The sequence below is a fragment of the Sphingomonas sp. PWP1-2 genome (assembly GCF_049898305.1).
GTDB classification, from domain to species: Bacteria; Pseudomonadota; Alphaproteobacteria; order Sphingomonadales; family Sphingomonadaceae; genus Sphingomonas; species Sphingomonas glacialis.
In genome coordinates this window covers 1-20,434 of record NZ_JAFCXM010000001.1, presented here as the reverse complement: position 1 = coordinate 20,434, position 20,434 = coordinate 1, and the positions used below count along the sequence as shown (strand labels likewise).

Sequence of the window (20,434 nt, the reverse complement as noted above, 5' to 3'; positions counted from 1 at the left end):
GGAAGGGCTCCACCGCCATCGCAGCTAGGCCTCGACGCCCAATTGCCACAGCACGAAGGCATGCTCCTCGGCCGCCTCGCGCAGACTTTCGAAGCGCCCCGACTTGCCGCCATGCCCCGCGCCCATATTGGTCTTGAGCAGCAGCACATTGCTGTCGGTCTTGACGCTGCGCAGCTTCGCCGCCCATTTCGCGGGCTCCCAATAGGTTACGCGCGGATCATTGAGCCCGCCGCTGATGAACATCGGCGGATAGGCCTGCGCCTTCACTTGGTCATACGGCGAGTACCCGCGGATCAGCTCGAACGCCGCCTTATCCTCGATCGGGTTGCCCCATTCGGGCCACTCGCCCGGCGTCAGCGGCAGTTCGGCATCGAGCATCGTGTTGAGCACGTCGACGAACGGCACGTCGGCGATAACCGCGCCCCACAGGTCGGGATCGGAATTGACCACTGCCCCCATCAACTCGCCACCGGCCGAACGCCCCGCGATCGCGATCTTGCCGGCCGAGGTCCAGCCGCCCGCGATCAACCCCTTCGCGACGTCGACGAAATCGTTGAAAGTGTTGGCGCGCTTCTCGAGCTTGCCGTCGAGATACCATTGCTGGCCGAGATCGTCGCCGCCGCGGATATGCGCGATGGCATAGGCAAAGCCGCGATCGAGCAGCGACAGCCGCCCGGTCGAGAAGCCCGGCGGGATCGCATAGCCGTACGCGCCATACGCATAGAGATAGATCGGCCGGCTGCCGTCGCGCGGGAAATCCTTGGGATAGACGATCGACACCGGCACCGCGGTGCCATCGCGCGCGGCGATCTTGAGCCGCTCGGTGCGATATTTGTCGGCGTCATAGCCCGACGGGATTTCCTGCACCTTGAGCGTGGTCAGCGTGCCGGTGGCGACGTCGTAATCATATTCGGTGCCCGGTGTGACCATCGATTCATAGCCGACGCGCAGCACATCCATCGCATATTCGGGATTGTTGCCGAGGCCCGCGTCATAGCTCGCCTCGGGGAACACGATCCGCTGTGGTGCGATGCCTTCGTCGTAGCGGTGGATCTCGATCTGATCCAACCCGTCCTCGCGCCCGTCGACGATGAAGAAATCGCGGAAGCAGTCGATCCCGGTCATGTAGAAATGCCGCGACGGGCCGATCTTCTCGACCCACTCGCCCGGCGCCGAGATATGCGCGGTGCACAGCCGGAAATTGGGGTCGGTGTCGTTGGTGTGGATGAACAGCGTGTCGCCGTGCATGTCGACATCGTACTCGCGCCCCACCTTGCGCGGCGCGACGCACAGCGGCGTGGCGAGCGGGTCGGTCGCCGGGAGCAGGTAGATCTCGCTCGTCACATGGTCGCCGCTCGACAGCACGATCCACTTTCGGTCGCTCGTCTCGCTGACGCCGACGCGGAAGCCTTCATCGGCTTCCTTGAACAGTTCGACATCATCGGCGACCGGCGTGCCGAGCCAGTGCAGCCTGGCATTGTCGGTGCGCCACTGCTCGTTGGCGAGGCCGTAGAGGAAGCCCTTGTCGTCGGCGGTCCAGACGATCTCCGACAGCATCCCCGGAATGACGTCGGGCAAATGCTCGCCCGTGGTCAGATCCTTGACGCGCACCTCGAACCGCTCCGAGCCATTGTCGTCGATCGCATACGCGAGCAGCCGTCCGTCGTTCGACACCGAGAAAGCGCCCAAACGGAAATATTCCTTGCCCTCAGCCAGCGCGACTTCGTCGAGGATCAGGTCGGGCTCGCCCCCGCCGACGGGCTTGCGCCACCATTTGCGATACTCGCCGCCGGTCTCGAACGAAGTCCAGTACAGCCAGTCGCCATCCTTCTGCGGCACCGACGAATCGTCTTCCTTGATGCGCGCCTTCATCTCGGCGTAGAGCCGGTCGATCAGCCCCTTGTGCGGCGCCATCACGGCTTCGAAATAGGCGTTCTCGGCCGCGAGATAGGCGAGCACGTCCGTATCGTCGACCTCGGGATAGTTGGGGTCCTTCAGCCACGCGTACGGGTCTTCGATGGTCACGCCGTGTGCGGTGAAGCTGTGGGCGCGAGTCTGCGCGACGGGCGGGGTAAGGTCTGTCATCCCCAAGCCCTACCCGCTCCCGGCGGGACAAGTCGAGATGCGTGCGCTTGGGCGACCCGGCTCAGGCAGCGCGCCGTCGACCTGCCCGACCGCAGTGACCGCCACTCCGACATCCGCTTGCGTCGCGCTGCGCGCTCTTCTCGGCGCGCATCGCCAGCGTCGGGACGAGACCTCCAGCAGCAACCCACATCCCGAGTATAGCGCGACCGCCGGCGAACCGGGCGCGCCCGCCGGTATGGATACCGTCGGCCCTGTCGCGACCGGGCGCGATCTGGCAAGGTTGCGCCTCGTCCCGCCTGATCCGTCAGGATAGGCTCCCTCGCAACTGCATCGCCCTCCCCGCTTCCTGCAACCACGAGAAAACGCATGTCGATCCATTCCACCCGCCTCGCCGCCCTTCGCGCCCAGCTGGCACACGACCGTCTCGACGGGTTCGTCGTCCCGCTGACCGATGAGCATATGAGCGAATATGTCGGTGCCTATGCGCAGCGCCTCGCGTGGCTGACGGGGTTCCAGGGGTCCGCCGGGAGCGCGGTCGTGCTGACCGAGAGTGCCGCGATCTTCACCGACGGCCGCTATACGCTGCAAGTCCGCGAACAGGTTGCGGCCGACGACTGGGCCTATGTCGCCGTGCCCGCGACGAGCATCGCGGCCTGGCTCGGCGAGCATGCGCCGGCCGGCGGGCGGATCGGCTATGATCCCTGGCTCCACACCCGCGGCTGGGTCGACGACACGCGCGCCGCGCTCGCCGCGCGCAGTGCCGAACTCGTCGCGGTCGAGGCCAATCCGATCGATGCCGTCTGGAGCGACCGCCCCCTCGCCTCGGACGCGCCGCTCGTCGTCCAGGACGAAGCGCGCGCCGGCGTCGGCTCGGCCGCCAAGCGTGCGCAGATCGCCGACTGGCTCGCCGCGACCAAGGCCGACGCCGTCGTGCTGACCGCGCTCGATTCGATCGCCTGGGCGCTCAACGTGCGCGGCAAGGACGTCGCGCACACGCCCGTCGCGCTGGCCTACGCGATCGTCGATGCCGACGGCACCGCCGACCTGTTCGTTGCGCCGGAAAAGGTCAGCGACGCGGTGCGCCAGCATCTCGGCAATGCGATCCGCCTCCACCCGCGCAGCGCCTTTGCCGACGCGCTCGGCCGCTACGCCGGCAAGCGCATCGCTGCCGATCCCGAGCGCGCGGTCGCCGCGATCTTCGACCGGCTCGATCAGGGCGGTGCCACGGTGCTCGCGCTGCGCGACCCCGTCGTGCTCGCCAAGGCGGTCAAGAACCCCGTCGAGATCGATGGCCACCGTGCCGCCTCGGCGCGCGATGGTGCCGCGCTTGCGAAATTCCTCCGCTGGGTCGAGGCCGAGGCGCCCAAGGGCGGGCTCGACGAACTGGCGTGCGTGGCGAAGCTGCAGACGTTCCGCGAGGCGACGGGCGTGCTGCTCGACACCTCGTTCGACACGATCTCGGCAACGGGCGCGCATGGCGCGAGCCCGCACTATCACTCGACGCCCGAATCGAACGCGCCGCTCGAACTGGGGCAGCTCTATCTCGTCGATTCGGGCGGGCAATATGCCGACGGCACGACCGACCTGACGCGTGTCCTGCCGATCGGCGAGCCGACCCCCGAAATGTGCGATCGCTTCACACGCGTGCTGCAGGGCCATATCGCGCTGGCGACCGCAGTCTTCCCGCACGGCACGACCGGCGGGCAGCTCGATCCGTTCGCGCGGCGGCCGCTCTGGGCGGTGGGGCTCGATTATGCGCACGGCACGGGCCACGGCGTCGGCGCCTATCTCTCGGTGCATGAAGGGCCGCAGCGGATCGCGCCGCCGACCTATCCCGGCGGCGGCCCGGCCGAGCCGCTGCGTGCCGGCATGATCCTCTCGAACGAGCCCGGCTATTACAAGGCGGGCGAATACGGGATCCGGATCGAGAATCTGATCCTGGTCGAGGAGCGCGACTTTGCCGAGGGCGCGACGATGCTCGGGTTCGAGACGCTCACTTTTTGTCCGATCGAACGCTCGCTGATCGTCACCGAGATGCTGAGCGCTGCCGAACGCGCTTGGCTCGATTCATACCATGCCCGCGTCGTCGCGGTGATCGGCGATCATCTCGATGCCGACGAGCGTGCCTGGCTCGCGGCGAAATGCGCGCCTATCGCGTGACATCGTCGTCGCGCGGCGCAGCGTCGAGCGCCCGCTCGCGCCCCTTGCGGCGCTTGAGGTTCTCGCGCAGCGCCGCGGCCAGCCGCGCCGCTTTCTCGTCTTCTTTTGTGCTCACCGGTGAAACGCTCCTTGACAATCCCCGCGCCAACCGCTCTTAGGCCGCTTCCGCAGACGCCGTAAGGTGCTTTGCGGACATGCTGCCGTAGCTCAGTGGTAGAGCGCATCCTTGGTAAGGCTGAGGTCGTGAGTTCAATCCTCACCGGCAGCACCAGTTTTTAAAGTACATTCCTACGTTGGGTCTGACAATTTGCCTTCGGGCAAGGCGGCCGCAGCGCCCTCGTCGGTCGGCGGCGCCGCTCGTATGGAATACGGTCACACCGAAAACTCGTTTCAGTGCCGCTACGCCACGGGCGATGACGGGCAGAACGACGCCCGCGTTGCGGCGGAGAAGCCGCGTCGATCGCCAAGCGCATCGGTTTTGCCGACTGTCGGGGCAACCACCCATTCCTTTCGACAGCGTACCTCGCCACCGCCGACCGGGCGTCGCTGTTCTTGATGGATTATTCCACCCGACGCCGCCTCACGATAATCGGCCCCGCACCCTAAACCCGTCGGCGTCGTAGCGACGATCATCCGACCGCCGGAAACTCGGTACAGCGACGGCCATCGCCGCCGGCGCTGGACGGGGCATCGGTCCTAGAGGTTTCGTTAACTAACAATCCTTAGAAATGGCATGCACAATTCGGGACGACGCGAAAATGCATACAGCTCTCAGTCTTATGCAAGCATCCCCGGCTAAGCACGCCGTCCCGCGGCCTTGGCTCTCGGTCATTCTGCCCGTCTATCGTGGCGAGGAATGGCTGGAACGGACGCTGTCGTCGATCGCCGCCGATTCCGATCCCGGCATCGAGGTTGTGGTCATCGACAGCAGCCCCGATGACGGATCGATGGCCATCATCCGCCGTTTCGCGGACCGGGTGAACTTCCGGTTCGTCGACCCCGACGGCATCGACGGCTGCTCGCCCAAAACCAATCTCGGTGTCCGCCATGCCAGCGCCCGGCATGTCACCTGGCTATGCCAGGACGATCTGTGGCTGCCAGGCCGGGCCGCGGCAGTGCGGCGCTGGATCACGGGACGGCCGGACGCGGCGCTGCACCTCGCGCCGACCGCGATCATCGACAAGGACGACAAGGTTCGCGGTATCTGGCGGTGTCCGCTGGCTGACGGCGAAGCGCCGGTCGAGCGGAGCGCGCTGCTCGAAAAGCTGCTCGTCCAGAATTTCGTCGCGGTGGTGAGCCCCGTCATCCGCCGCGACGCCTGGCTCGCTTGCGGCGGCCTCGATCTCGATCTGTGGTACACCGGCGACTGGGATCTGTGGATCAAGCTCGCGCTGCATGGCGAGGTCCTCTATCACGACACCGTCACCGCCGCCTTTCGCATTCACGGGTCGTCCGCCACCACGACCGGCAGCCGCGCGGCGAGCAATTTCAAGGCGCAGCACCGCATCGTCGTCGAGCGTCACATCGCCGCTGTTCCGCAAGGCCGTCGCGCACAGGTACGCCGGCTCGCCAATGCCTCGATCGCCGTCAATTCGGCGCTCGCCGACGCGGCGAACGGCCAGTTGCGCGCGCTTGGCGCAGCGCTGCTGTCGGTGCTTCGGCTCGGGCCCGTCGGGGCCGGACGCTATATTCATCGATCGCGCATCATCGAGCGCGTGCTGCCGCGCCTGCGCGCCAAATCCGCAGGAGTGCTGTGACGATGCCGATCGGGCCCACCGTGCGCCGCATGTTCGGTCGGCACGAACATCTCGTCGCCGCCCTCTATCGATCGGTGTTCATCGATATCGACGCCTATTGTCGTCAAATCGGCGCATGGGTGCCGCAGGCGCGCAGGATTCTCGAAGTGGGATGCGGCGAAGGTGCGGTTACCGAACGGTTGGTACAGCTGTACCCCGACGCGGAGATCATGGCGATCGACGTGACGCCCAATGCCGGACGTTTGTTTCGCGGATGCCGCGAGCGCGTTTCGTTCGAGGAGAAGACCGTCCAGGCGGTCGCGCTCGAGCAGCCCGGACAGTTCGATCTCGTCATCCTGTCCGACGTGATCCATCATGTTCCGACAGCGATCCGCCGCGAACTGCTAGCGGCAGTGCGGCGGACTGTTGCGCCCGACGGAGCGCTTGTTTTCAAGGATTGGGAGCGGACGCCTACCCCGATCCACTGGCTTTGCCACGCCGGAGATCGATGGCTGACGGGCGACCATGTCCACTATCTCTCCAAGCCCGACGCTGACGCGATGCTCGCCGAAGCCTTCGGCCGCCCACCGATCGTGGCGGAGGCGCGCGTGCGGCCGTGGCGCAACAATTTCGCGATGCTGGCCCGCGCGTGATCTGGCAGACGATCCGGTGGCAACCGCTCCGCTATCTGGCAGGCGGAGCCTTTTGCGCGCTGGTGCACAATGTCATCGTGATCAGCGCCACGCAGTGCGGGATCGCGTATCCCGTCGCGCTCATCCTCTCCTTCTGCGTTACGACGCCGATCGGCTACCTGATCCACAGCGCGTTTACCTTCGAGCAAGCGCGTTCCTGGATCCGGCTGCAGCGTTTCATGCTTACCGCGATCATGGGATTTCTGGGCTCGACGCTGCTGATGGTGCTGCTCTGCACGGGGCTGCGCGTTCCGGTGATCGTGGCGACGCCGGTCACCACGGTTCTGTTGTTCCTGTGGAATTTCACGTCGGCACGCTGGGCGATCCTCCAGGGGCGCTAGCCGACGGGCGGTCGGGGTGTAGCATCGCAGGGCATCGTCCTGTATCGAAACGCCAAATCGGGCGGGGAGTTTGATATGAAGGCTGTGATCCTCGCCGGCGGTCTGGGGACGCGCATCTCGGAAGAAACCCATCTCCGCCCGAAACCGATGGTGGAGATTGGCGGCAAGCCGATCCTGTGGCACATCATGAAGATCTATTCCGCGCACGGAATCAACGACTTCGTGATCTGCTGCGGCTATAAGGGCTATATCATCAAGGAATATTTCCTGAACTACATGTCGCATGTCTCCGATCTCACGATCGATCTGGCACGCAACGAAACCACCTACTCCAACCGCCGCGCCGAGCCCTGGCGGATAACCCTGGTCGATACCGGCGAAGCGACGATGACCGGCGGGCGATTGCGCCGCGTAGCAGACCATGTCCGCGACGAGGCGGCGTTCTGCTTCACCTATGGCGATGGCGTCGCCGATATCGACATCACCGCCTCGATCGCGTTTCACAAGGCGCATGGCAAGGCGGCGACGATCACGGCGGTAAAGCCGGCGGGCCGATACGGCGCGCTCGAGACGACCGGCGATCAGGTCATGGGCTTTGCGGAAAAACCGCGCGGCGACGGGGGCATGATCAACGGCGGCTTCTTCGTGCTCAACCCCAGCGTCATCTCCGAAATCGCGGATGATGCGACGACCTGGGAGGCCGCCCCGCTCGAGACGCTCGCCGCCAAGGGCGAGTTGATGGCCTATGCGCACGATGGCTTCTGGCAACCGATGGATACGATGCGCGAAAAGCAGCAGCTGGAAGAGATGTGGGCCAGCGGCCGGGCGTCGTGGCGGACATGGTGATGGGGACCGACCCGTCCTTCTGGCGGGGGCGGCGGGTTCTGCTGACCGGCCATACCGGCTTCAAGGGCGGTTGGCTCGCGATCCGGCTCGCCCAGCTTGGCGCCGAGGTGACGGGGCTCGCGCTGGCCCCCTCGACGACGCCCGACCTGTTCTCGCTGGCCCGCATCGCGGATGGCCTCACGCATCGCGAATGCGACGTCCGTGATCGCGCCGGCGTTGCCGACGTGGTGCGCGCCGCGCGCCCCGAAATCGTCCTGCATCTGGCCGCCCAGCCGCTGGTGCGCGCAAGCTACGCCGATCCGCTCGCGACCTTCGCCACGAACGTGATGGGCACCGCCCACCTCCTCGACGCTTGCCGCGACAGCGCCGGCCTGCGGGTGATCGTCGTCGTCACCACCGACAAGGTGTACAGCAACCTGGAGCATCCCTATCCCTATCGCGAGACCGACGCGTTGGGCGGGCACGACCCCTATAGCGCGAGCAAGGCGTCGGCCGAGATTGTCACCGCAAGCTATCGCGACAGCTATCTGGCGGGCGCCGGCATCGCCGTCGCAACCGCACGCGCGGGCAATGTCATCGGCGGCGGGGACTGGTCGGACGATCGACTGCTGCCCGATGCGGTGCGGCATTGGCAGGCAGGCGCCGTGCTGGACGTGCGCCGCCCCGACGCGGTCCGTCCGTGGCAGCACGTCCTCGAGGCCGTCCATGCCTATCTCCAGCTGGCAGAGGCGTTGTGGCACCAACCCGCCTTGGCCGGCGCCTATAATTTCGGACCGGAGACCGGTGACGCCGCGTCGGTGCGGACGGTGGTTGATCTCGCCCGTGCGGCCTATGGGCGCGGCGAAGCGCGCTTCGGTGCGGTCGAGCCGGGACCGCACGAAGCCGGCTGGCTGAGTCTGGAGATCGCCCGAGCGCGCGCCGCGCTCGGCATCGTGCCGCGCTGGACATTGGAGGAGGCGGTACGTCGCACGATGGGCTGGTACCGCGATCTTCACGACGGCGCCGACGCCCGTGCGCTGTGCGAAGCGGACAGTGCCGCATTCTGGGCAGCGCGATGAGCCGTTTTACCGTCACCGAGCTGATGCCTGGCGGGCCGCGCCTGGTCGTCCGTCATCCGGTGGGGGATCCGCGGGGCGCCTTCACGCGCCTCTTCTGCGACGATGATCTGCTCGCGGCCGGCTGGAGCGGGCCGATGCGCCAGGCGAACCACAGCCGCACCGAGCATGCCGGCACGGTTCGCGGCATGCATTTCCAACGCGCGCCGCATGCAGAGACCAAGCTGGTCGTGTGTCTACGCGGCGCCGTCTGGGACGTGGCGACCGACATCCGTCCCGAGTCTCCCACCTTTCTCACCTCGGTTTCGGCCGAGGTGTCGGCGGACAATAATACCGCGATGCTGATTCCGCCGGGCTTTGCGCACGGCTTCCAAACGCTGACCGACAGTGTCGATCTGCTCTATTTCCATTCGGCGAGCCATGTCCCCGAAGCCGAAGACGGCCTCCATCCGCTCGACCCACGCCTTGCGATACCGTGGCCCAGGGAGATCACGATCCTGTCTGATCGCGATCGCTCGCGGCCGATGCTGACAGACGATTTTCGGGAAGTAATGCTGTGAAATGTCGCCACTGCGCCGCGCCTTTGCACGCGCCCTTCCTGGACCTCGGCAGTGCGCCGCCGTCGAATGCCTATCTTGCCGCGGATCGGCTCGACGCGCCCGAGACGTGGTTCCCGCTGCGCCTGCTGGTGTGCCATACCTGCTGGTTGGTCCAGACCGTCGATTTCACCAGCCGCGACGCCTTGTTCACCGCCGACTATGCCTATTTCAGCTCCTTCTCGCAAAGCTGGCTCGACCACTCCAAGCGGTATGTGGCGGACATGACCGAACGGTTCGGCCTCGATGCGGCGTCGTGCGTGGTCGAGGTCGCCGCCAATGACGGCTATCTCCTGCAATATGTCCGCGACGCCGGCATCCCCACCTACGGCATCGAGCCGACCGCCAGCACCGCGGCCGCCGCGCGTGCGCGGGGCATCGAAATTGTCGAGGCCTTCTTCGGCGTTACGCTCGGCGAGACACTGGCCGCCGAAGGGCGCGATGCCGATCTGATCATCGCCAACAACGTGCTGGCGCATGTGCCCGATATCAACGATTTCGTCGGCGGTTTCGCGCGGTTGCTCAAGCCGACCGGCGTTGCCACCTTCGAATTCCCGCATTTGCTGGAAATGGTGTCACGCAACCAGTTCGATACGGCGTATCACGAGCATTATTCCTATCTCTCGCTGACGGCAGTCACGCGGATTTTTGCCGCGAACGGCCTTTCGGTGTTCGACGTCGCGCGCCTTCCGACGCATGGCGGCAGCCTGCGCGTCTTTGCTCAGAAGGCGGGCGGGCCTCATGCCGTCACCCCGGCGGTGACGGCACTGCTCCAGACCGAGCAGGATGCCGGCATCACGACGCCCGCTTTTTACGCGACGTTCCAACGCTCCGCGGAAACGGTGAAGGACGATTTGCTCTCGTTCCTGCTGGCGGCGCGGCGCGACGGGTTGAAGGTGGGCGCCTATGGCGCTGCCGCCAAGGGGAACACCTTGCTCAACTTCGCCGGTATCCGCCCCGATCTTCTTCCCTATGTGGTCGATCTCAATCCAGCGAAGGCGGGATCGTACATGCCCGGCAGCCGGATTCCGATCGTCACCGAGGATCGACTGCGTGCCGACCGGCCCGACCGCATCTTGATCCTGCCGTGGAACCTGCGCGACGAGGTCGTTGCGCAACTCGCCTATGCGCGGGGATGGGGTGCCCGCTTCGTGGTTGCGGTGCCCAGTCTCCAGCTGATCTGATGCGGGTACTTCTCACCGGCGCCAGTGGCTTCATCGGCCGCGCGGTGGTGCCGATGTTGCTGGGGGCGGGTGTCGAGGTCCACGCGCTGGGCCGATCGCCGCTCGATCATGCCGGTGTCATCGATCATCCGGCCGATCTGTTGGCCGGTGTCGATCGCAGCATGATCGAGGCAATCGGCGCGACCCACCTGCTCCATCTCGCCTGGGAGGCGAGGCCCGGCTTCTGGGCGGCCTCCGAGAATCTCGATTGGGTGGCGGCGTCGATCGGCCTCGTCCGCGCCTTTGTCGCGGGCGGCGGCCGGCGCGCGGTCGTTGCGGGCAGCTGCGCGGAATATGACTGGACGGGGTCGGGCCGCCTCGAAGAGGCCACCTCGCCGATACGGCCAGCGACCCTCTACGGCACGGCGAAAGCGAGCCTCCACGCGGTCCTTGCAAAGGCGGCCCCCGGACTTGGTCTTTCGCTCGCCTGGGCGCGGATCTTCTTTCCCTATGGCCCCGGCGAGCGATCCGAGCGATTGCTCGGCTCCCTGCTCGAAGCGGCGCACAGCGGCGACGTCGCCAAGGTATCCGAGGGTTCGCAGCGACGCGATTTCATCCACGTCGAGGATGTTGCGGCCGCGCTGGTGGCGATCCTCGCCGCGCCGGTCGAAGGCGTAGTCAACGTCGCAAGTGGAGAGGCTACTACCGTCCGACGCTTCGTCGAGATCGCGACGCAGGCAGCCGGATCGGCCGATCGCGTCGCCTATGGGGCGATCCCGACTCGTCCGGATGATCCGCCCCTGATCGAAGGCGCGATCGACCGCTTGCTTGCCGAGACCGCGTATCGCCCCCGTTTCACGCTGGAGACGGGTTTGGCCGACGCCGTTGCCCGCTTTGGAATCTCGCCGCCGACCTCTGACTAACGCGCCGGCTTCCGCCGTCAGCCGAGGCCGAGCGTCGCGATCGGGATCGTCATGCAGCGATCCGGTCGATCGGGACGGCGCTTGCGACACGCGCGTCCTGGCGCGCCGTTGCGACGAAGCGCGCTTCGTGCCCGGCGATGATCGCCAGCAGGAAGCCGCCGATGATCGTCTGCAGCCCGGTCGCGCCCAGCACGCACGCGAGGATCAGCGGCAGCGGCGTGGACAGCGCGGCAAAGTCGCCGTTGGACCACTCCCACGCGACCGCGCCGAGCCCGCACCCCGATACGAGCAGCAGCGCAGCACCGGTGATCAGCATCGTCTCCAATGTCAGCAGCCGGGCATAGCGGCGCACGATCTTCGGCATGCGCCGATACCCCTCGTTGACGCTGTGAAGATGCGTCGCGGCGGCCATGACGGCCGAAAGATGCCCGATGCAGAACAGGAATCCGGCAACGAGCGACCAGCTCGTGCCGAACGCACCCGTCCCGGGGAGAAGTCCCAGCATATGCGCGAGCGCTATGGCGAGGATGACCGTCGCGACGCCCATCGCCGCGAGCGCCGGAATACCGAACAGCCATGTCGGGCTGAGCATCAGCAAATAGCGCAGATGCCGCCACCCGTCGCGCCACGGGCGCAGATGCGGCGCACGGTCACGCAAATCGACCGACAGGGTGGCGGGGGTCTGTTCGATACGGATTCGCTTGAGGCTGGCTTTGACGACCATTTCGCTGGCGAATTCCATGCCCGCCCCGGTCAGGCCCAGCGCAACGAACACATCGCGGCGAATGGCGCGCAGCCCGCAATGCGCATCCTCGATGCCCGAGCGGAACAGCAGGTTGAGCACGCCGGTGAGCAGCGGGTTGCCGATATAGCGGTTCTTCCAGGGCATCGCGCCCGGTGCGATGCCGCCGGCGAAGCGCGATCCCATGCACAGGTCGGCACCCGCCAGGAGACGCGCGATCATCGCGACGCCATCGGTAAAATCATAGCTGCCGTCGGCATCGCCGATGAGGAGATAGTCGCCGAAGGCGGCGTGCCCGCCGCCGATGATCGCCGCACCATAGCCACGGTCGGCAATCGCGACGACGCGCGCACCGCAGGCGGCCGCGATCGCCTGGCTGCCGTCGGTAGAGCCGTTGTCGGCGATGAGGATCTCGCCGCTGATCCCGAACTCGCGCTCGATCGTGTTCAACGCATCGCGCGCATTGGCGATGCAGTGCGGCAAGCTGATCGCTTCGTTGAGGCACGGCATCACGATCGAGATCGCAAGCGGCATGGCGGCTGGCGGGAGCGTCTTGTCGAACCGTTGAACGAACATGCATGGCCTCCGCTGCGCTCATCTCGGGCTAGCGCACAATGGTTAATCAACCGCTACCGCATGGTCGGACGGCCAGCCGCAATCGACGTCGCCGCTATCGCTTCTCCCGACATTTGACTAACCCAACGCTGCTCGGACAGGGTGAACGCGTTGTTTGGCTTTCCCTGGTCGATCGGCCACGCCACCGTGTCAGGAACTTCGATGCAGACTATGATCGGTGCGCCCAAGCGACAGCCCAAACCGCTTGGATCGCTGGACCTCGCGGCGCTGATGCTGCTTCCGCTGGTCGCGCGTGCGGCGACGACGACCGGCAATCTTTTCACACTGTACCAAGTGCAGACGCAGGACATCGCCATCCTGCTCGCGCTGCCAGTCCTGCTTTTCATCCTCCAGCGTTTCGCCCCCGCATGGCGCCTGCCGGATCGAGCACCGAGCGCGCGGGTCGTTCTGATCGCCAGCGTCGTCATCGCACTGTTGCTGGGCTGGGGCGCCTACGCACTGCTCTTTGATTTTCCGATCTCGGGCGACGAGCGCATGGTCGTTTTTGACATGCAGGTCTATGACAAGGGGCGGCTCGCAGCTCCCTTAGCCCCGCAGTGGCGACCTTTTGCCGGTGCGCTGGTGCCCGCATTCCTCCTGAACGCGGAATCGCCGACCGCAATGGTGTCCGGCTATTTGCCGGTTAACGCGCTGTTGCGTCTCGCCTTTTCCAAGATCGCCGACCCGGTGTTCTACAACCCCGCATTGGTGGTGTTCGGCGCAATGGCGCTGCTCGATCTCGCCAAGCGCCTGTTCGGCGCAGATAACCGAGCGATCTGGGTCACGCTGATCGTCTATTTCACCTCGAGCCAGATGCTCGTCAACGCGATGACCACTTATGCGATGACGGGCCACATGGCCTTGAACCTGATCTGGCTGGCCGCGTTTCTGCGCGGCGGTCGTTGGGGTCATGCCGGCGCGATCGCGATCGGGTTTCTCGCGACCGGGCTCCACCAACTGGTGTTCCACCTGTTCTTTGTCGCGCCGTTCATTGTCTGGCACCTCCGGCTGGGCAGATGGCGGCTGTCGCTGCTGTACTGCGCTGCCTATTGCGCGATTGCCGCGTGGTGGATCGGGTTTCCGTTGATTGCGGCGTTGCAAACTGGCGCATCCGCGCATCCGGACCCGAGTGGCAGCCGGTTCCTCGACAAGGTCATACCGCTGCTCCTGGTTCGCGATCCGCTGACGTTGTCATGGATGATGCTGAACATGCTGCGCTTCGTCGCCTGGCAGAACCTGGCGCTGCTCCCGCTCATCGTGGCGGCGGTGCCCGTCGCCCGACGTGGCGGACTGGCCGCGCCGATGCTTCTCGGGATCGCGATCTGGCTGTTGTTCGTAGGATTCACCCTGCCGTACCAGGGTCACGGCTGGGGATATCGCTATCTGCACCCCTATCTCGGCAGCTTCGCGCTGCTCGCGGGGCTGGGCTATCAGCAGCTGGCGTTGAAAGCGCCGCAGCGGACCGACGGTATGGTCATCCTATTGAGCGTGCTGACGCTGGTCCCGGCGATGCCGATCCTAATGCTCCATGCGCGGTGGTTTGCGGAGCCGCAAGTGCGGCTCGATCGCTTCATCTCGACGAAGCAAAGCGACTTTGTCTTGATTAATACAGATCCGCCAAGATCAACCAGCGACGGGCGCTGGGCGATAAGCGCGGTGGATCAAGTCGGGACGGACCCGGATCTCACCAACCGCCCGTTGCGCTTCGCCAGCCATGCCCTGAACCGCGAAATGGCGTTCGCGCTGTGCCGCCGTGGTACCGTCAGTGTGGTCGACTGGCCCGAAATGCACAAACTCGGCTTCGGCCTCAACGTTATCGGTAGCGAGCGGAGATTTGATGCACTGCAAAATCTCTTTCGAAGCGAGGGGTGCCTGAAACCGTAACTTCGACCGGCCGGGCGAAGATCGGTAGCCCACGCGCATCGCGGACGCTTTCAAGAGGGAAACTTCAGCGGCAATCGGCCTTGAAGGTCCGACAGGATTTCCCGACATTGCTGTGCGCGCAAGTGCGATCAGCGGATGAGCTGCAACGCTTCGCGATCGGCGGTCGCCGCAGCCAATTCGGCGCGAGCAGACGCGATCCGCGCCTGCGCGTCGACCAGGCGCACGCGTGCGTCGGTCGCGGTTTCCTCGCGCTGGTTGACCAGGAAGAAATCGGCCGATCCAAGCTCGAACCGACGGCGCTCGGCCGTCGCCAGGCGTTCGGCTAGCTGACGCTCCTCGTCGGCAATCGCGGCCAGCCGCTCGGCGGCACCGACCGCGATGACGATCCCCTGAACCTCGACGGTAATCTGGTCGCGGAGAAAGCGGCTGCGCTGGCCGAGCGCCTCGATCTCGGCGCGGGCTTCGGCGACACGGCCCTTGGCGGCGCGGTTCTGCAGCGGCACGCTGAACCGGAAACCGACGGCCGCCTCAAGCGGCGTCCTGTTCGGGCCGCCGAGACCGACCGACCCGACATCCTTGCCGACTTCGCCGCGCAGGTCGAGCCGAGGCGACAGGTCGTTTTCCGCCAGGGCCAGCCGCGACGTCGCCTGGTCGATCCGCGCGAGCACCGCGCGGTAGTCGGGCCTCTCGACCGGTCCCGCTTGGGTCGTGGCAATAGAAAGCGCGGCCAGCGCGCCGGCATCCTCCGGCAGGCGATCCTCCGAAACCGTCACAGGCGCCCCCGCTTCGTCGCGCAGATAGAGCGACAGCGCATTGGCCGCGCCCGCAACGTCCTGTTCCGCACGAACCGCTAGCGCTCGTCGCCGCACGAGATTCTGATCGTTCTCGACGAGCAGGATGTCGGGGCGCGCGCCGAGCGTCACCAGCCGGCCGATAGCGCTGCGGCGCCGCTCCGCGAGGTGCAGCAGGTCGCGATAGGCGCGCATGCGCAAGCCGGCCGCGACCCAGGCTTGATAGGCGTCGACTGCGCGGCGCTGCACGCCGATCGCAACCATCTCCGCCTCGAACCGCGCGACGTCGATATCGGTGCCGGCGATGCTCCGCCGGGTGCGGCGCTCGTCGATCACGCGGTCGCGCAGCAGCGCGAACAGCGCGCCGACCTTCGCCTCGCCGAGCCGGTTGGTATAGGCCTGGTCCTCATACACAGGAAAAGTGCCGCGCGACGCGCGATAGCCGCCATAGACGTAACCGCCATTGCCGGTGAGCGGTCGTGTCGCGCGCGCTTCAACGACGGTGCCGTCATAATAGCCCGCGACGCGCGACCGCGCATCCACGTCGAACACGGTGTCGAACGCGCCCTCGGCGGAAAGCGCGCGCCCATCCGCCTGACGCACCCGTGCCAGCGCCTCTACGATCTGCGGCGCGGACCGCGCGGAGGAGCGCAGCACCTCGTCGAGCGTCAGTGGCGCGCCCTGCGCCGATGCGACGCCGGGACACAGCATGAGGAGCAGCGGGACGATGCGCAGCAGGGCGATGACACGCGTCACTTCTTTGCCTCCGCGTCCTTGCCCGTTTCGTCGACGCTGGGCTTTGCGGGCGGCTTGGGTTGCGCCTTGCTGGACGCCGCGCCGCGCTGACCGAATTCCAGCGGAAAGTCGTTGAGCTGTCGCCACACTTCGTAGCCGACGAGGACGGTTTCGCCCTGCACCCAACCGCGCACTTTTCCGCCTGGGCGGACGAAGGTGCCGGTTGGCCAAGCCGGTTTGCCGGGTCGCGGTTCGACAAGGATGCGGAAGGCGCCGTCGGGGGCGGCATTGGGATCGATCATGCGAACGCGCCCGTCGAACATGCCTTGCGCGACCGATGGCCAGCCACTGAACTGGATTGCGGGCCAACCCTCGAACTCGAGCCGCACCGGACGACCGGGGCGGATCAGCGGCATGTCGCGACCATCGACGTACAGCTCGACCGCGCGCTCGACGCGCTCGGGCGCGATCACGGCCAGCACCGTGCCGGGCGATACCAGCGCGCTGCCGCTCGCGGCGTTGAGCTGCTGGACGCGGCCGTCGCGCGGCGCGCGGACGAGTTGCGCCGACTGCCGCCTGAGCTGGATATCGATCCGGTTGAGTTTGGCGCGCGCTTCGGCGAGCTTGGCGCCGGCGTCGGCGACCTTGATCTGCGTCTGCTCGTAATCGCGGCGGGCGGCGAGCCCCTCGGCGAGCAGCTGCCCGGTGCGCGCAACATCGATTCCAGCGACCGCGCGGCTTTGCTGGATCGCGGCGATCTCCGCCTGCACCTGCGCGCGTTCGGCCCCCAGGCGCGCGAGCAGGTCTGGGTCGAGATCGACGACGCGTGCGATCGGATCCCCGCGCGCGACGTGTTGGCCGTCCTGGACGTACCAGCGCTCGACCTTGCCCGGAACCAGCGCGGTCACCGGTTGCTGCCGGTCGCCGGGATCGAGCGCGACGACTTGCCCCGTGCCGTTGGCGGTCTGCACCCAGGGCACCAGCGCCATGATCGCCGCGGTGATCGCGATGCCCAGCACGAGCATCCACGCCACGGCCGACGCCACCCGCGGCGCGCGCATTGCGGCAAGCGTCTGGAAATGCGCGAGGCGATCGGGCTTATACGGCATTGCCGGCTCCGTGGTGGGTCGCGGCGACCAGCGCTGCACAATTGTCGAAGCGTCGCTGCCGATCGGGTTCGAGATGGAACCAGCCGTCGAGCGCGATATCCTCGGGCCGCCCCGTGCAGAGCAAGACCGTCGTACCCGCCGCCTTGAGCTGGTGCAGCACCTCGGCCAGGCGGCTCGTCGGGATCAGATCGTAGAGCTGCGCCAGCATCAGGACGTGCGGGCGCACCAGCAGCGCATTGGCGAGCTTCAGCGCCATGACCTCGCCGATCGACAGCGGATAGCCCGATGCCGCCAGCGGTGTATCGAGCCCGTGCGGCAGCCCGGCGATGCGGTCGCGCAAGCCGACCGTCTCCAGCGCGTCGAGCATGACGGTGGATGTCGACGCAGCCGCAGCGAGAGTCAGATACTCGCGGATCGTGACCTCGACGATGCTCGGCCGGTCGAGCACCATGACCTCGGATCGCAGCCGATACATGTCGAACGTCGCCATGTCGGCACCACCGACAGTGACCAGGCCGCGCTCGGGAATCACATGGCGTTTGAGAACCATTGCCAACAACCGTTCGGCACCCCCGTCGGCCCGCGTAACAAGCTGTTCGCCCGCCGCGAGCTCGAAATCGAAGCGCGCGCCCTCGATCACGACGCGGTCGAGCCGCACCGCACCGTCGCCGGGCGACTGTCCCACCGCGACGACCGCGCTCTCCTGCGGTATCGCGTAGAGCAGCGACAATTCCTCCGCGCTCGCCACCAGATCGTAGAGCGTGTCGAGATACCAGCCGAGCTGCGACACGCCGTAGAACACGCCGCCTAGGATCAGCTCCGCCGCGACCAGCTGTCCGATCGACAACTCACCGCTCAAAATGAGAGTGCCACCCAGCGCAAGCAGCGCCGCGCTGGCAAAGGCATAGAGGAGCAGGAAGGCGACCGTCTGCGTGAAGCTGTAACGGAAATAGCGGCGATGGCGATCGACATAGGTGGCGGTGACGGCTTCCGAACGGTCCATCGCGAAATCGAAATGGCGGCTCGACTTGTAGAAGCCGTTCGACCCGCCGACGCTTTCGAGCCAGCGCGCGGCGTCGTGCTTGGCGTGGCTCAGCGCGACCGCCGAACGGATCGAGCCGCGCGACCAGATCAGCCAGATCGCTAGAATGATGAGCAGGAGGATCGCGTTGAAGGCGAGGAAGAAGGGATGGTAGAAGCTGGTGACGATGAGGCCCACCGCCGATTGCAGGATGATCGTGAACGCACCGATGACCAGGCTCGGCACCGCTTTCTGCACGATGACGAGGTCGAAATAGCGATTGAACAGGTCGCCGCGATTCTGGTCGGCGAAGAACGGGTTCTGGGCATGGACCGCGCGGACGGTGATCTCGGCGACGATGCGCGCGAACAGCCGACGCTCGAACAGCGCCATCATCCAGAACCGCATGGCGCTGAGCCCCGCGACCACCAGCAGCAGCCCGAGCAACAGCCCCGCCAGCGTCCATAACGGTGCCGGCATCGCGGTGTAGGCGACGCTGTTGATCAGCAGCTGCACCGAGATCGGCGTGGCGAGCGACAACAGGCTGATCGCGACGCCGTAGACCATCGTGAGACGGACGTACGCCATGTCGGGCCCGACGATCTCTGCCAGCCACCCGAGCGCTGAACGCCATCCGATGTGTTCGCCCGCCATGTGCCCCTCGCGTATGATCGAAGCCGAGTATCTCCCATTCGCGGCATTAGGACAATGCAGCATGGCTTATGATATCAATAGGAATATCCTATGCGAAAACAGCCCGTAGCAAGCCGGCGATCAAGCCATAGGCCGGTGCGCGCCCGGCACCGTGTCGCCACAGCAGTCCGATATCTCTGTAGTAGCGGCTCCCCTTTATCGGCCGCACGACGACGTCGTCGCCTTCGCGAACTTCCTGCCGGACGTAGAGTTCGGGTAGCAAGGCAAGGCCCATGCCCATGCCCGCCATCTGGCGGATCGCATCGAGGCTTGTCCCTTCGTAGTCCCGTAATACGTTGGCGCCCACATCGATCGCGATCGCCGCGACCTGTTCGGCCAGCCGATATTCGGGTTGCAGCGTCAACAGGCTGGTGCCGCGCAGATCGGATGGTGCGATGATCGTCTTCGCCACGAGGGGATGATCGGACGCCATCGCGACGTACAGCGGTTCGCGAAAGAGACGTTCGCTGTGGAACGCGCCGCCCGTCACAGGCAGTTGCGCCAGGATCAAATCGTGGACGCCAGTGGCAAGTCCGGTCGCGAGTGCGGTCGGCAGGCCCTCGCGGACATGGACACGGAGCGTGGGATGCTCGCGGTGCAGCCGCGCGACGAGCGCCGGCATAAGATACGCGCCGAGCGTCGGTGACACACCGAGCCGGATCGTGCCGATCAAGGGATCGGCCGAAATTGCCCTGAAATCTTCGAGGTCGACAACATCGAGCAGGATGCGCCGTGCCCGGTCGAGCAAGTCGCGTCCCAGCGGGGTAAGGATTGCCGGACCTCCCCGCTCGAACAACGCTGCCCCGATGATGGTTTCGAGCGCGCGGATCTGTTGCGAGAGCGACGGCTGGGAAACGCCCATCCGCTCGGCCGCTCGCGTGAAGCTGCCCGCTTCGGCCAGCGCGACGAAATAGCTGAGGTGACGAATCGTGGTTTTGGGAAAAGGCATGGTCCACGCTATCGCGTTAGGCCGCCTGCGCGCACCCCCTGATGGTTGAACTGCGCAGACGCGCGCCCATCAGGGAATGCCGGTTGCCGGATCAAAAGGCACCGAATAGCGCGCAGCAAGCAGCGACGAATTGGCGACAAGCCACGGAAAGCAGGCACAAAAAAACCGCCTCGGGGTACCCTGAGACGGTTTGGTATGTCGGTGTGTGGTTGCGGGGACAGGATTTGAACCTGTGACCTTCAGGTTATGAGCCTGACGAGCTACCGGGCTGCTCCACCCCGCGCCAGGGTAGATGACT

The 20,434-nt window shown here is 66.1% G+C and carries 17 protein-coding genes and 2 tRNA genes; 11 read left to right on the top strand and 8 right to left on the bottom strand.

Annotated elements, in window-relative coordinates; translation table 11 throughout:
- Positions 1-24 precede the first annotated feature (24 nt).
- Positions 25-2,085, bottom strand: coding sequence for a S9 family peptidase (locus ACP7C5_RS00095; RefSeq protein ID WP_426262771.1), 2,061 nt, complete (start codon positions 2,083-2,085; stop codon positions 25-27).
- Positions 2,086-2,451: 366 nt separating this feature from the next.
- Between ACP7C5_RS00095 and ACP7C5_RS00090 the strand changes: the two genes are divergently transcribed.
- Positions 2,452-4,245 (top strand): aminopeptidase P family protein, encoded by a 1,794-nt coding sequence (locus ACP7C5_RS00090; RefSeq protein WP_426262770.1) that lies wholly within the window; start codon positions 2,452-2,454, stop codon positions 4,243-4,245.
- On the opposite strand, the gene ACP7C5_RS00085 is transcribed toward ACP7C5_RS00090, so the two are convergent.
- The gene (locus tag ACP7C5_RS00085) at positions 4,235-4,360 is read right to left on the bottom strand and encodes a hypothetical protein (protein WP_268249518.1); all 126 of its coding nucleotides are present in this window, start codon (positions 4,358-4,360) and stop codon (positions 4,235-4,237) included. The two genes, ACP7C5_RS00090 and ACP7C5_RS00085, sit on opposite strands and share 11 nt — an antisense overlap.
- Positions 4,361-4,441: 81 nt before the next feature.
- On the opposite strand from ACP7C5_RS00085, the gene ACP7C5_RS00080 reads away from it, so the two are divergent.
- The 9 genes from ACP7C5_RS00080 to ACP7C5_RS00040 all read left to right on the top strand — a co-directional run bounded on the left by ACP7C5_RS00080 (position 4,442) and on the right by ACP7C5_RS00040 (position 11,597).
- Positions 4,442-4,516 (top strand) — tRNA-Thr (locus ACP7C5_RS00080).
- Between the two features lie 508 nt (positions 4,517-5,024).
- Positions 5,025-6,002, top strand: a complete 978-nt coding sequence (locus tag ACP7C5_RS00075; protein ID WP_426262769.1) for a glycosyltransferase — start codon at positions 5,025-5,027, stop codon at positions 6,000-6,002.
- Between the two features lie 2 nt (positions 6,003-6,004).
- A complete protein-coding gene (locus ACP7C5_RS00070) occupies positions 6,005-6,634 on the top strand; it encodes a class I SAM-dependent methyltransferase (protein ID WP_426262768.1) in 630 nt (209 codons plus the stop codon).
- A complete protein-coding gene (locus ACP7C5_RS00065) occupies positions 6,598-7,014 on the top strand; it encodes a GtrA family protein (RefSeq protein WP_426262767.1) in 417 nt (138 codons plus the stop codon). Before ACP7C5_RS00070 ends, ACP7C5_RS00065 begins: the two co-directional genes overlap by 37 nt.
- 75 nt (positions 7,015-7,089) lie before the next feature.
- Positions 7,090-7,860 carry a glucose-1-phosphate cytidylyltransferase gene (rfbF, locus tag ACP7C5_RS00060; RefSeq protein ID WP_426262766.1) on the top strand — a complete coding sequence of 257 codons (771 nt, stop codon included), beginning with the start codon at positions 7,090-7,092 and terminating at the stop codon, positions 7,858-7,860.
- On the top strand, positions 7,824-8,918 hold the full coding sequence (gene rfbG, locus ACP7C5_RS00055) for a CDP-glucose 4,6-dehydratase (RefSeq protein ID WP_426262765.1): 1,095 nt from the start codon (positions 7,824-7,826) through the stop codon (positions 8,916-8,918). Before rfbF ends, rfbG begins: the two co-directional genes overlap by 37 nt.
- Positions 8,915-9,475: a dTDP-4-dehydrorhamnose 3,5-epimerase family protein gene (locus ACP7C5_RS00050; protein ID WP_426262764.1), complete on the top strand. Its 561-nt coding sequence runs from the start codon at positions 8,915-8,917 to the stop codon at positions 9,473-9,475. Before rfbG ends, ACP7C5_RS00050 begins: the two co-directional genes overlap by 4 nt.
- Positions 9,472-10,695: a class I SAM-dependent methyltransferase gene (locus tag ACP7C5_RS00045; RefSeq protein WP_426262763.1), complete on the top strand. Its 1,224-nt coding sequence runs from the start codon at positions 9,472-9,474 to the stop codon at positions 10,693-10,695. The genes ACP7C5_RS00050 and ACP7C5_RS00045 overlap by 4 nt, the downstream gene beginning before the upstream one ends.
- Positions 10,695-11,597, top strand: coding sequence for an NAD-dependent epimerase/dehydratase family protein (locus ACP7C5_RS00040; protein ID WP_426262762.1), 903 nt, complete (start codon positions 10,695-10,697; stop codon positions 11,595-11,597). The genes ACP7C5_RS00045 and ACP7C5_RS00040 overlap by 1 nt, the downstream gene beginning before the upstream one ends.
- A 49-nt stretch (positions 11,598-11,646) precedes the next feature.
- On the opposite strand, the gene ACP7C5_RS00035 is transcribed toward ACP7C5_RS00040, so the two are convergent.
- Positions 11,647-12,915, bottom strand: coding sequence for a glycosyltransferase family 2 protein (locus ACP7C5_RS00035; RefSeq protein ID WP_426262761.1), 1,269 nt, complete (start codon positions 12,913-12,915; stop codon positions 11,647-11,649).
- Between the two features lie 201 nt (positions 12,916-13,116).
- Between ACP7C5_RS00035 and ACP7C5_RS00030 the strand changes: the two genes are divergently transcribed.
- Positions 13,117-14,838: a hypothetical protein gene (locus ACP7C5_RS00030; protein ID WP_426262760.1), complete on the top strand. Its 1,722-nt coding sequence runs from the start codon at positions 13,117-13,119 to the stop codon at positions 14,836-14,838.
- 128 nt (positions 14,839-14,966) lie between these two features.
- Here ACP7C5_RS00030 and ACP7C5_RS00025 read toward each other — a convergent pair whose 3' ends face one another.
- The 5 genes from ACP7C5_RS00025 to ACP7C5_RS00005 all read right to left on the bottom strand — a co-directional run bounded on the left by ACP7C5_RS00025 (position 14,967) and on the right by ACP7C5_RS00005 (position 20,419).
- A complete protein-coding gene (locus ACP7C5_RS00025; protein ID WP_426262759.1) occupies positions 14,967-16,385 on the bottom strand; it encodes a TolC family protein in 1,419 nt (472 codons plus the stop codon).
- Positions 16,382-17,473, bottom strand: coding sequence for an efflux RND transporter periplasmic adaptor subunit (locus ACP7C5_RS00020; RefSeq protein WP_426262758.1), 1,092 nt, complete (start codon positions 17,471-17,473; stop codon positions 16,382-16,384). The genes ACP7C5_RS00025 and ACP7C5_RS00020 overlap by 4 nt, the downstream gene beginning before the upstream one ends.
- Positions 17,463-19,148 (bottom strand): ABC transporter transmembrane domain-containing protein, encoded by a 1,686-nt coding sequence (locus ACP7C5_RS00015; RefSeq protein WP_426262757.1) that lies wholly within the window; start codon positions 19,146-19,148, stop codon positions 17,463-17,465. Before ACP7C5_RS00015 ends, ACP7C5_RS00020 begins: the two co-directional genes overlap by 11 nt.
- A gap of 88 nt (positions 19,149-19,236) precedes the next feature.
- A complete protein-coding gene (locus ACP7C5_RS00010; RefSeq protein ID WP_426262756.1) occupies positions 19,237-20,136 on the bottom strand; it encodes a hydrogen peroxide-inducible genes activator in 900 nt (299 codons plus the stop codon).
- Positions 20,137-20,342: 206 nt separating this feature from the next.
- Positions 20,343-20,419: transfer RNA gene (locus tag ACP7C5_RS00005), tRNA-Met, on the bottom strand.
- Between the last annotated feature and the right edge of the window lie 15 nt (positions 20,420-20,434).

Bases quoted from the DNA above. Each gene is read 5' to 3' on its own strand.
- rfbF (WP_426262766.1), top strand. From the start codon at position 7,090: ATGAAGGCTGTGATCCTCGCCGGCGGTCTGGGGACGCGCATCTCGGAA.
- ACP7C5_RS00010 (WP_426262756.1), bottom strand. From the start codon at position 20,136: ATGCCTTTTCCCAAAACCACGATTCGTCACCTCAGCTATTTCGTCGCG.
- ACP7C5_RS00015 (WP_426262757.1), bottom strand. From the start codon at position 19,148: ATGGCGGGCGAACACATCGGATGGCGTTCAGCGCTCGGGTGGCTGGCA.
- ACP7C5_RS00040 (WP_426262762.1), top strand. From the start codon at position 10,695: ATGCGGGTACTTCTCACCGGCGCCAGTGGCTTCATCGGCCGCGCGGTG.
- ACP7C5_RS00020 (WP_426262758.1), bottom strand. From the start codon at position 17,473: ATGCCGTATAAGCCCGATCGCCTCGCGCATTTCCAGACGCTTGCCGCA.
- ACP7C5_RS00035 (WP_426262761.1), bottom strand. From the start codon at position 12,915: ATGTTCGTTCAACGGTTCGACAAGACGCTCCCGCCAGCCGCCATGCCG.
- ACP7C5_RS00030 (WP_426262760.1), top strand. From the start codon at position 13,117: ATGCAGACTATGATCGGTGCGCCCAAGCGACAGCCCAAACCGCTTGGA.
- ACP7C5_RS00070 (WP_426262768.1), top strand. From the start codon at position 6,005: ATGCCGATCGGGCCCACCGTGCGCCGCATGTTCGGTCGGCACGAACAT.
- ACP7C5_RS00050 (WP_426262764.1), top strand. From the start codon at position 8,915: ATGAGCCGTTTTACCGTCACCGAGCTGATGCCTGGCGGGCCGCGCCTG.
- ACP7C5_RS00090 (WP_426262770.1), top strand. From the start codon at position 2,452: ATGTCGATCCATTCCACCCGCCTCGCCGCCCTTCGCGCCCAGCTGGCA.
- ACP7C5_RS00095 (WP_426262771.1), bottom strand. From the start codon at position 2,085: ATGACAGACCTTACCCCGCCCGTCGCGCAGACTCGCGCCCACAGCTTC.
- ACP7C5_RS00075 (WP_426262769.1), top strand. From the start codon at position 5,025: ATGCAAGCATCCCCGGCTAAGCACGCCGTCCCGCGGCCTTGGCTCTCG.